Origin of the sequence: Pelatocladus sp. BLCC-F211, assembly GCF_041928655.1 — a bacterium.
Classification (GTDB): Bacteria; Cyanobacteriota; Cyanobacteriia; order Cyanobacteriales; family Nostocaceae; genus Pelatocladus.
In genome coordinates this window covers 41,271-54,047 of the sequence record NZ_JBHFLM010000094.1, presented here as the reverse complement: position 1 = coordinate 54,047, position 12,777 = coordinate 41,271, and the positions used below count along the sequence as shown (strand labels likewise).

At 38.9% G+C, this 12,777-nt stretch carries 4 protein-coding genes; 1 reads left to right on the top strand and 3 read right to left on the bottom strand.

From position 1 onward, the window contains the following. Nucleotides 1-301: 301 nt before the first annotated feature. The 3 genes from ACE1AT_RS11755 to ACE1AT_RS11745 form a co-directional block, all read right to left on the bottom strand. A complete protein-coding gene (locus tag ACE1AT_RS11755; protein ID WP_374868423.1) occupies nucleotides 302-3,484 on the bottom strand; it encodes a PfaB family protein in 3,183 nt (1,060 codons plus the stop codon). Nucleotides 3,485-3,574: 90 nt separating this feature from the next. After that, complete coding sequence (locus ACE1AT_RS11750) at nucleotides 3,575-10,684, bottom strand: SDR family NAD(P)-dependent oxidoreductase (protein ID WP_374868421.1); 7,110 nt, start codon at nucleotides 10,682-10,684, stop codon at nucleotides 3,575-3,577. A gap of 545 nt (nucleotides 10,685-11,229) precedes the next feature. Further along, entirely contained in the window at nucleotides 11,230-11,484 is a 255-nt protein-coding gene (locus ACE1AT_RS11745; protein WP_374868419.1) for a hypothetical protein, read from the bottom strand. A gap of 841 nt (nucleotides 11,485-12,325) precedes the next feature. Here ACE1AT_RS11745 and ACE1AT_RS11740 point away from each other — a divergent pair. Beyond that, nucleotides 12,326-12,640, top strand: a complete 315-nt coding sequence (locus ACE1AT_RS11740) for a hypothetical protein (protein ID WP_016864395.1) — start codon at nucleotides 12,326-12,328, stop codon at nucleotides 12,638-12,640. Nucleotides 12,641-12,777 lie beyond the last annotated feature (137 nt).

Sequence of the window (12,777 nt, the reverse complement as noted above, 5' to 3'; positions counted from 1 at the left end):
CTTTATTTTAGATGTCTATGCGTTAACTGGAGAGCTTGTGTGTATGTTTCTGTCTGTTGTACAAGACCTGTTTCAGCATACCCCTATTGGTGTTTTTGGGCAGGTTATTAGTAGTGGTAGTGTGGCTGTTGGCTATGATTTAATCTTTGTTAACCACTAATACCAATTCTTCGTGAAGGTGCTTATAATTTTCCCCCTCCCCCAACCCCTCCCCGCACGGGGGGTGGGGTGGCGACGCGGGGGTGGGGTCTTTGTATGCGTCTTCATATAGAATTGGTATTAGGCATGATTTATTAATCTTTTAATCATCCTCTGAAACTGATGATTCAGCTTGAAAAATATGCTGTAAACAATCTAGCTGAAGCTGAATAATTGCACTAATTTGAAGCAATAATTGTTGTCGATTTTCTAAAAAAATACTGTGAGTTTTTGTGAGCCGAGAAGTATTTTCAATCAAATTTTGATATAACTGATTTCGGAAATTTATCATATGATCTTGATGCTCACAAATATGAGTTATTGAACTAGAAAGGGAGACAAATTGATAATTTTCATGTTGTATCGTATTGACATTGGTTTGTTTTTGTTTTTCTGCAAATTCAAAACTGTTCACAAAATTCTGCTGAAAATAATGATCCAAGCGTTCAAATTCCTTAAAATCCAGTAGTTTATACTGTTGCTTTTCATCACCTTTAATCGGAACAGTTGAAGATGTATCTTGGAAAATTTTTTTCTCTTGATCCTTTAATGGTGTGATATTCAACTCATTGCTATTCCAAGTTATCGTTCTAACCTTGGGATGGCTTTTTATAGTATTTTCTTGGACTTGAGAATACAGTGATGACAAGTCCATTTTTACCCTATGACTGAGGAGCTTGGCTAATGCTTTAACAATACAACTATGCTCGTCTATCCCTCTTTTGTTGAGAGAAACTGTCATATGTTCTTTTTGCGTGAGATTTCCACTAATCCATCTCGAACAGTTACTTCCAGCACCAACTTCAAGAAATATTCTGGCGCCGTCCTCCCAAACGCGCTGAATTAGCCGAGGGAAATCCAGCTGTTGAACAAGCATTTTGGCAATATTGTGTCCAATAGAATCACTGTTAAGGGTAATAGGTTTGTATTCTGCGGCAGAATAAAAAACGGTATTTGGTACGTTTTGGGTAGGTAAAGTATTTAGTTTAACAAGTGCATCGTATTCACAACGCATTGGCTCACAATGAATCACATGATTGAAAGGAGCGCTAAAAGCATCACAATTTAGGGTTTTAATCACTCTTTGGCAGGCTTTTGTATCACCAGCGATCGCCACTTCTTCTGGGGTATTGATGAGAATTAAGTAAACGCGCTCCTCATGTTTAAGAACTTCTCGAACGCGGGAAACTGGACACATGAGAACGTACGTACTCCAAAACTCTTCACTTTCTCCATCATGTATCTGGGGTAATTCCCAATATTTGCGAACTGCATTTTTAGGGCCGGATAACTGGGTTTTAAACAGAGCTGATGAGTTTAAACCTTCACTACCTTCGTGAAAATGTGTCCAAATACCCTGAGAAAGCATCATACTCGTTTCGCCCAGGCTATACCCAAAGGCACATTGAGGCTGTAGTTGGAAATAATTTCTTAGAACAGCAGTCAATAATCCAGCAACACCGACCTCAGATTCGAGCATTGCAACTGGATCATTTATAAATTGCTGCTCAAGCGTTTCTAATTGGTTTGTTGATAATTTGCTCAGGCTTCTGGGATAGAGAATTTTCTCTATATTATTGACACGAGTGTAAACGCTTTTGATGATAGGATCTTCGTAAATTTTGGGAAACAAGCGGAAGAGATTGCGGGCGATACCGAGATAAGAACTGTAAGCACCAGGATAAACGAAAGCAACATTGCCTTTGTTACCCAGTGGTTTTGGCGTAAAATAACTACCGACAGGTGTTTGCCAGTCTTTACCTGTATTGAAAGCATCGGCAATACCTTTAATAGCACGCTGAATTTCTCGTGTTAATTCTTGTTGATTGCGTCCGAAAATTGCTAGTGCATAAGTGGCATTTTGACGCTGTTGAAAAGTTCTAAAAGTCAGGCTAGCAGCAGCAGATAGAGAAGAGGAATTGGCAATTGTTTGTTGTAGAGTATGGAGCTGCTCTAGTAGCGCCGGACAATCATCAGCTGCTAGAGCAAAAAGATAAAAAGGCATTTGCTCTAAATATCTGCTGCGACGCTGTATCTGAGCTGCTTCTTCGGACAAAATTAAATGTGCATAACTGCCATCTATCTCCATACTGTTAATAGCAGCAATTCTTTTAGTAGCTCCTTTCTCTAAAAACCAAGGCTTTGATTCAGGAGCAACATAAAAGGGACTATTCTGCCAGATATGCGCCATTTTGGGAGCAGACCAGTGGGGAACACCAGGAATATAACGGTGATACAAACAGAGTGCTGTTTTAATTAAACTAACTATTCCTGATGCAGCATAAGTATGACCAATGTTGGCTTTGACACTACCAATTGCACAACACAGATCAGGCTCAGAAGTCTGATAAGCTCGAATCAAACCTAGTATTTCTGACTCATCTTGCTGGGGAACTCCACTGGCAAAAACTTCTAGATAACCAATGTCCGTGGGTTTAATACCTGCCAAATCAAAAGCAAGTTGACATACTTGCGTGACTGATTTCGAGTCAGAGATTGTGTGAGAGGAAGAATTATCCTTCAAGATATTGAGAGCATCAACTACCGCATAGATGCAGTCATTATCTTGTTGTGCTGTTGTGTGCAGCTTTAATACTACGGCGGCTGCACCTTCACCTAGCATCCAACCATTAACATTTTGGTCATAACTTAAAGTATTAATGCCTGTGTTGGATTTTGCCGTTTGATTCTGCACTAAAAGACTAAGACTATTCTCAGCTAGCTCGACAGCACCGACAACAACAGCGTCTACTTCTCCAATAGCAAGTAGCTTTTTTGCAACCTCCAAAGCTTTGAATATAGAATGTTGTTCGGCAACTAGTGTAAATAAAGGACCAGCAAAATTCCAGAGATTGGAAATAGTGTCTTTCGCTTCTGGTTTAAGAATACGAAGAGAAAGTTCTGTTGCAGCAACAATAATAACTGCTACCCTGCTTCCTTTGTTTAGTTTTACATCTTTGATAGCATTGTCAGCAACCTTGAGCATCAACAATTCTTGAGGTTTGAATTTGTCTTCCTCAGATGCTAATTTGAAATCTGAAAAATCTATTTCAAAATCTTTGATATACGCTCCTAAAGGTGCGACATTAGTGTCAAAATCATTGTTTTTGAGCAAATGGTTTTGAGTTTTAACTTCTTGCCAACGTTGATAAGGAAAAGTAGTAAAGTGTTGATTTACTTCATAAATGCTGCGTTCAAAAGCATCTAATCCTTGACAACCACCTAAAAAGCAATCCATACCAACAATCGCTAATTTAGGATTTTTATTTTGTTCGTTTTTTTCCATTACTTAACCTCTTTATATGTATGTTCTGGGAGAGAAATTAGAAGTGGAATAAGAAAAGAGAGAATATCTACTTGTCCTTTTTTAATCCTTCTAATCTTTAAAGGTTTTGAGTAAAATAGTTCCCTTTGCTCCAATCATGCGATTATATATTTTCCCTTGATTATCATGTGCGATCACATCAGCAATCACAGATGATTCTGTCTTTGACTTTACTTCACAAGAAACGTAAAATATTTGGTCAAATGGTATAGGTGCGAACTGTTCAAAAGTTTTAATCTCGGATGGTAAACAACCTTGTTGATGAAAATATTGCGTCCAGAGCCAAAGTGCATGAATCTGAACATCTGCAATGTAGGGATTAAAAGTTTTTACAGGAAATTGCCCTTGTTTTATTTCTTCAACATTTGACAAAGCACATTCTATAGTTATTTTTTCAGGGCTAGTATTTAAGATAGTTTTTACACCCTGAAAACAAGACCCATGAAATAAGCTTAATGCCCCGTTTTGATAAAGTGATTTACTAGATCCGAGAATTATTTCTTCTTGTTTTAAGTTAGACGAATCATAATGAGGAAAAACTGGAATTTGCTGTTTAATCTTTAGCTGGCTACTGAAATGATAACGAGTTTTATCTTCTAGATTCTTACTCCATATTTTAGCATCAAAATATATTTCATCAACATCGTTTTTAGAAATTTCTTGCAAATCTAAAATGTATTCAATTGGCTGAGTTTCCTCAAAAATAATTCCTTTCAAAACTTTGAAGTTTGAGCAACTAAATGATTGGTAGCCAGGATAGAGTTGTTCACAGGTATTGGCTATCCACGTGAGAGCGCAAGTGGCAGGTAAAACTGGACGACCAGCAATGACATGATCTTGTAAAAATGGATTGTCTACTAAGATTAATCGGCGCTGGATACGATATTTTTTCAAATCTGGGTTGGACGACTGAGGTATGTATATTAACGGACTACCTATTATTACTTGGGTAGTTTGTTGATTTACTGGTGCTAGTTCATCAACGAACATTTGAGTTCCAACTTCTATAGGAATAGTCTGTATACCCCTTTCGGCAAAAGCTTTTTTCAATTCTGGTGTTACCATCCCACTATCCCAAGGTCCCCAATTAATCGCAACCACATGACAATTTGGATAGTTGCGTTTAACAAGATGAGCGGACTTGTTGAGAATTTCATTAGCGATCGCATAGTCTGACTGACCAATATTCCCGTAAAAACCCACTACAGAGGAAAACAAGACTAAATAATGAAGTTGGCTAGGTGATACACAACGCAACAGGTTTTCCAAACCTGCAACTTTGGCAGTATAAACAATTTCAAAGTCCCGTTCTGATTTATTTTCAATCCGCTTATCTGCTAGATTACCAGCCCCATGAATAATTCCCGTTACTGCACCTAAACGCTCAACTGCCGTAGTAACTTGCTCTTGGAGCAGTGTTGCATCGGTTATATCTACACTTAGATACTCCGCTTGTCCACCAGCCTCTTCAATTGCTCGTAGCGTTGCTTGAATTTCTCGTCTGGATGAAATAGCCTTGTACTTTTTCTGCACCATTGCAGGTGTAGGCTTTTCTCCTCTGGCGATAAAATCGTCCATAATCCGCTTTTTCAATTCCCCTTCAGTCAAGCAGCCTTCAGCCCACACAGGTTCGGGATCTACAGGCGAACGTCCTAGCAGAATGAATTTGCATTGATAACTCTGCGCCAGCTTGATGACACATTGAGCCGTAATTCCTTTTGCACCACCACTGACAAGAAAAACTTGAGATTGGCGAGAAGACGCGGTGAGTATTTCATCTGTATTCCTCTTGTCTCCCTTGTCCCCGTGTCCCTCATCTCCCCGTGTCCCCGGTTTGCATACTAACGTTGTTCGCCCTTGTGAGCTATATCCAACTTCAGTAATTAACAGATTGGGATCATGAAGTTCGTTAAGGATATACCGTACTGATGTTTGAGTATCTATATCAGGACTCAGATCAATTGCACGGCAAAATACAGCTTCCCATTCCTGATTCAGGGTTTTGGTTAGTCCAAATAATCCGCTACTAACGGCACCAAAGTTGGTTTTGCAGCCTAGTCCAAACTGACCATCAAGACGAGCAACGGTAAGGAAGCAACTGCGTCCTTGAGATGCTGTTTGATTGAGTGATACTTTGAGGTGTTTGGCGATGAGAAAGACATGACGCAGGAGTGCTTTCTCAGTTTCCAAGTAACGGACGTGATTACTTACATCATCATGGCTATCGGGATTGAGATGGATAAAAGCAGCGATTTGACCATACTGAGAAGCGATCGCTTCTAACTGATTTTGCAAATGCTCCTCGCTCAAATTTGCCAGCACAACCCGATTAATTCCTTCTGGTAAAGGTAATTGATCTGCAATTAAGGTTTGAGGAAAACTCAATACAACTACTTTCCAGTCACGCTGCAAAAGAGCTAGAGCTAATTCTGAAGTCATGGGGGTACCATCATCAGTCAGCAAAGCAATATGCTTCTCAGGTAAGGAAAAATCCAATATATCTGGTTCAGGAAGGAATTTGAGATGAACTGCACTGCGGAGAATATTATGATTGACTTCAGATTGCTGGTTGTAAGGCTCGGCTAGAAGTGTTTTTTTTTCCAGCACATTAGCCTGTTGTTTCGTGTAGTCAACGATTTGACCAAGGGTACGTAATTCTCCCAATTCTTCAGGATTGGGCTTAGGCAAATCTGGGCATAACTCCAGTAGTCCGCCCAAAATCTCAACTCGTTTAATGGAATCAATACCTAAATCCGCCTCCATATCCATTGACAGTTCCAACATCTCAACTGGATAGCCCGTCTTGTCACTGACTACGTTTAGTAGAATTTGACTGAGGTCAGTTAAGTCAAGGGATGGAACAGGCGAAGTTGATTCTTCTGAAGTACCAAGAGTAAGGGGAACTACCGAGGAAGAAGCTAAGTGTAAATCTTTGCTATCCGTATGCGTCGCGGCATTACTCTCATCCAAAGCAACTTCTTGTGCTGTCTTCGCAGATGCAGATTCAACCTCAGTATTTCCTGGGATCAGAGTCTGCAAATATTCTACAATTTGACCAAGGCTACGTTTTTTTGCCAGTTCTTCGGGATTGGGTTTGGACAAATCTGGGTATAATTCCAGTAATGCTCCCAGAATTTCAACTCTTTTAACGGCATCAATTCCCAAATCTATCTCTGTATCCATCGACAGTTCCAGCATTCCTAGCGAATACCCTGTCTTTTCACTGACTATGTTTAGTAGAGTCTGAATGAAGGTGGGTTCATCAACGGTTAGAGGTAATGACGGCACATTTGAAGATGGAATGACAAGAGTATCAGAGGTAGTTATGGAGAATGATTTTGTGTCATGACTAGGACTATTGTAAGTATCATTATTTACAATAGTCCTAGTACCATTACTCACACCATGACTGATACCATTGCTTGTGCCATTGATTAAAACAGGCTCAAAGTTAGTTATAAAGCTGTGAGTGGGTACAGCAACAGATGCGGTAGTTCTATCATTGACTGCGACGGGAGCAGCAGAAGTATGTTCATCATTAAATACCGTAGGCTGTTTCGTGTTTATGGTCGCAAGTAGCTGACTGTAATGTTGCTGGAGCAATTGGAAAAAGTTTTTGGTTTGTTCTGTTTGATGGTTTAGATATTGATCGTGGACGCGCAGTGTTTCACCATGATGTTCGTGAAAGCGCATGATGCTGCGCTCAGAGTAGGAGAGGGCTATTTGTTTCGTTTCTGCATCTTGATGAGGGAATTGATCATTTAGCAGCAAAGAATTCTGTTGCTGCATCAGTTGGAAAAAGGTTTTGGTATATTCCATCTGATGCTTCAAAGATTGTTCATGAACACGCAAGGTGTCACGTTGATTGCGATTAAATTGTATCAGGCTGTATTCTAAACTATCTAAAACTAGTTGATAACTTTGAGTAGTTTCTGGACTTGTTTGCATTTGTGCTTTAGGAGTTGCTTGAGGGTATTTCTTCAGATCGGAAGATTTTTCTGGTTTATTACCGTTTGCAACTGGTGTGGACTGGCTGTGGTGTGTATTAACAGGTTGGGAGATGGGCATCTGATCTATCTTTTGAGTAGGGGGACTAGATGGGGTATTTATCTCAGAGGACTTATCTTTTGTATGTGGGAGACTAACTTTATGCCCATTTTGCAAAGCTTTTTCAAAAGCCTGTTTTGTTTTTTTTGAGACGTAGTTAGAACCATTTAGCTGGACAATCAGCTGCTTATTGTTTTTGATTTCTGGTGTTTTCTGCTCAAGTTGGTAAGGATCGGGGTTTTTTAAAGATAAGCCAGCGACACGTAACTGCATAACAGCTTCTCGAAAACAGCGATCGCTATCGCTATCTTTTTGATAACTCCCATTCAAAGCCACAGCTAAATGAGGTTTACCCTGGAGGATATCTTTGACTAAGTTGGTCAGAATGCCTTTAGGGCCAAACTCTATGAAACAATAGCCACCTTGAGCGTAAATATTTTCAATCTCTTGCTTAAAATGTACCTGATTAATCAGGTGTTGTTTGAGGATTTTTTGAATTGCTTGTGGTTCTTTCGGGTAACACTCTCCTGTCACATTAGTGTACACAGGGATTGTTGGCTCGTTGAAATGAACTCCCTCAATTGCTTGAGCAAAGGGTTTCTGAGCATGAGCTACCAATGGTGTATGAAAAGCTGCTGAAACAGGCAGCAAAACGGTAGAAAAAGCTTTAGCTTTCAGTTGCTGCTGTATTTGGGTGATCTCAGCTTTTGCCCCTGCTAGCACCACTTGAGTGGGAGAATTCAAGTTAGCAATGCTCACTAAAGGGAAATTCTTGATGATTTCTTCAACTTGACTGACATCACCTTTAACTGCCAGCATGGCTCCTGCATCAAACTGAGGATCGTTTGGTGCAGACATAGCTTGACCCCTAGCTTTAACCAGGAAAAAGTAATCTTGCTCATTGAGAACACCAGCAGCCCACAGAGCCGTCAATTCTCCAAAGCTGTGTCCGACGAGAAAATCTGGCTTGAATCCTGCTTGTTGTAATAGCTTATACAAACCAACGCTGAAAGCTCCAATTGCTGCTTGTGCATATTCTGTCTTTTGCAATGCTTCAACTTGTGACTGTTTTTGAGCTTGATCAAAAACAGGTGGAGGGAAAACTATTTCGGAAACGGGTTTGAGACCATCTTTGCAGAAAAGGTGATCTATCTCACTATAGGTCTGTCGCAAGCAAGGAAAGTTGATCACAAGTTCTCGCCCCATTTCCAGGTATTGAGAACCTTGACCAGAAAACAAAGCAACTACTTTGCTTTCAGTTGGCAGACTAGCTTTGCGGTAATAAATTCCTTGGGGATGCTCCCAAGATTCCGCTTGTGACTTATTGGTGAGCAAGTCAATACTGATCTGCAATAATTTGCAAGCTTCAGTCAAAGATTCGGCGACAAATCCAACTCTAGCATTTGTGGCAGGAATTTCTGATGATTGACATGTCGCAATTAGTTGTGAATAATGCCGTTCTTTCTCTGGGGATTGCAACTGACCCAAAATTTCTTGACAGCGTAATTTTAACTGCTCAGGTGTTGATGCAAATAAGAGTACTGATTGGGGGGTATTATGTAAACGATAAGGGCGATCGTGTTCACTAGAGTACTCTTCTAGAACAATGTGGTAATTTGTGCCACCAAAACCAAATGAACTTACTCCTGCACGTCTTGGTACTTCTCCTTGAGAGCGCATCCAAGGCCTAGTTTCTGTATTCAAATACAACGGTGAGTTTTCAAGACCTAGTTTAGGATGTGGTTGAGTGATGTTGATGGTTGCTGGCAATACTTTGTGGTGTAGAGCTAACGCTGTTTTGATGAGACTTGCAGCACCCGCAGCAGCTTTTGCATGTCCAATCTGTGATTTAACACTTCCAAGTGCAATATGTTGTGTTCGGGAATTGTTTTCGCTAAAAACTTCTTTGAGGGCTGTAAATTCGGCGGGATCTCCAACCATAGTACCTGTGCCATGTGCTTCAATTAAACCGACACTGGTAGGTGAAAATCCTGCATCTTCATAAGCACGATGCAAAGCTCTGACTTGACCTTCTGGACGAGGTGCATAAATGCTTTTATAGCGACCATCACTGGAGGCGCCAATACCTTTGATCACTGCATAGATTCGGTCATTATCCCTAATTGCGTCTTCCAGCCGTTTCAACACCAACATGCCAATACCTTCAGCTAGCATCATGCCATCTAATTGAGCATCAAAAGGTTTGGTGTTCTGGCTTGGGGAAACAGCAGGTGTTTTGCTGAAACACATATAGGCAACAATTGAGTTGTCAGTGTCAACTCCACCAGTGAGCATCATGTCGGCTCGATGCTCGACTAGTTCACTAATTGACATTGCTAATGCTCCTAATGAACTGGCACAAGCAGCATCGACTACACAGTTCATCCCTCCTAAATCTAGGCGGTTGGCAATTCGTCCAGAAACTATGTTTGCTAACATACCAGGAAAAGCGTTCTCTTCCCATGGCACATATGCACTTTTGATTTTCTCGATAATTTTTTGCGTATCTTCGTCAGACAAGCCACTACTTTTTAAGACTTTTTCCCATATGGGATACTCTAATCTAGCAGCCAATGGCATTGCTAATTGTCTTGCTAGGGCTACACCTAAAATTACCCCAGTACGCTCTCGGTTAAATTGTCTGGTTTCACCATAACCTGCATCTTCGATAGCTGCTTTTGCAACAACCAAACCTAGCAACTGAGAAACATCTGTGACTTCCAAAAGATTTGGAGGAAGTCCAAATTCCATTGGATTGAATTCGATTTCGGGGATGAATCCACCACGTTTGCAGTAAGTTTTATCAGGGGCTTTGGGGTTAGGATCGTAGTAATCGTCAATATTCCAGCGCGATGGAGGAACATCGGTAATACAATCAACTTGGCGAATAATTTTTTCCCAATATTCCTGTAAATTTTTAGATTGCGGGAAAATAGAAGCCATTCCAATAATAGCAACAGGATTTTGTTGCAATTTTCTATTGATCTTATGAGTTTCAGTTGCATTTGCAGACATCATTTTTTTAACCTTTATCAGTTTGTGCAAAGCCTGTTCACAATTGCTAACTTCTTTTTGTAACTGTGCAAAGTCAACTTCAATTCTAGAAGCAGCCATGGCTTAATTTTCATTATTTACTTGGAGAATGTAGGGAAATAGCCAAGATTTATATGCTCTATCAAAAATAATCTTGAAGTAGTAATTAGGAGATAATCATTGATTATTTTTACAGAGCAAATTAGAATTCATATCTTTAAGGCTGCTACATAAGTCTTGAGATAGCTTTATGTTGGATTATTTCATAGAAATAAATTAATCAAATTAATTTATTTTCATACGTAATATCATCCATGACTCTTGCTGCTTATTCTAGACTGCTTACTTCTGTGTAGCAACTTATATGCAACAAACCAACTCTTGGGATATGAAATTCTACAGGAGTGTTTTTTCTGGTAATTGCCAATTTATATATAGGATTCCTATTGAATTTTTAAACGTAAATAGTTACAGTTTATGTTTCATGTTTAGAGTTAAGTTCTCCCTAGCTCAACTACTAAATCAATAAAACACATAGGATTCCTATAACTACATTAGTGGTCATTCATTCGTTGTTGATAATTTGATACATAATTGAGGAGTTATGCCACAGTTTAAGTGTAGTTCTATTCTGAATCAGCATCACTACTTTTCTTTCTAGATTCTGTCTGTTCTTGAGCAGCGGTTAATAGTCGTCGTTCAAGTTCACTAATACTAATTCCAAGCTCAGAAGCGGTTTTGGTTTTCCATTCTTCCAGTTCAGAATCGTGTTGATTGAGCCATTCATGCACTGCGATACGTGCCATTTCAGCTTTACGAGCTGTCTGGCGGGCTGCATGAAAAATTAGCCGCTGGTGATCAAATCTGGTCAATGAGAGCATGAATCGCTGTAGTTTCATTCTCTTGAGGACGCGAACAACTTTAGCCACATCACCTATATCCAACTTTTAATAACACTATCTCATCTACTAAGAGTTTATCTTCCAAAATTGCATATAAATTGTATATTCCCTATTTTTAATGTCATGTTAATGTCATGAAAATCCGAAAATAAGGCATAAAATCAAAGAAAATAAGTTAATTTTCATCCTTGATTATAAAATCAGCTTAGATTCTTTCTTTTGAGAATATGTAATTTGTGAGTTTTTATTCAAACTGTATGTACTATTTATTACTATTTGTTTATGCTGTTTAAGCATCTCCTTCTAAGTTCTTTTAATTAAGGAGAGCGAAATGGGTTAGTTATACGCAGATTAATGTATAAAAATTATTAGTACAAACATCTACGATCAAAAGTTGATATTTTAAAAATATATTGTAGAAGTCTATATTTTATATAAAATTTATATTGTTATTTCAATCACAAATAAATGATACAAATTATTCTGCTTGATGATAGATGATTCAATTACATTTTTAACTAAATTCTACTAATATATTTGCTTGCGAAGAGATGCCTATTACTATTCATGCTAATAATTTAATTGCTATTATTTTTTCTGTTTAAAGTTGTTGCATAAGAGTTGCATTTGAGTATCAAAAAGACTATGGTTGGTGATTAAATTGAATAAAGATAAAACTCCGTGCAGGAGGTAATGGCATTGCACAGATTCACTACCTTAATAACTCTATTTTCTCATCTACCATTAGATATGATTATCACCTTGTGACATTCAGCTTTTACTTGATTAGAATTCCACGAAACAAAACGGAGTTGTTGGCATGAGACTATCTGAGCTAGATCCACTCATACCACTATCTAATTTAAGAGAAGAACTCCTCAAATTGCCAAAAGGCTACTGTTTTTATGAACAAGAACTTATAGAGTTTTTATCGAGACGGCGATGGCCTGAAAACAATCGCCGTATTGATCGAACAACTTTTTGGCGGTGGAGGAACGATAATGGAATTGAGCATCAAAAAGTATTTAGTCGATTAGACCTTTTAAAACTCTGTCAGATTTGCGATCACTATCGTATAGATGGAACTCGCAGCGAATACTTAGACATTATGAAAAGGAAAAAAGAGGTGTGCTAAACCAATAAATAAGTACAAATTTGAAGACATAAATTCCTGATTGGCTGCCACTGCTACAGAGTGATGGATATTTTTTCTATAATCCATCCTCTGATAGCAACAATAAAATCCGAAATTATCAGCCAATCTGATCCAGT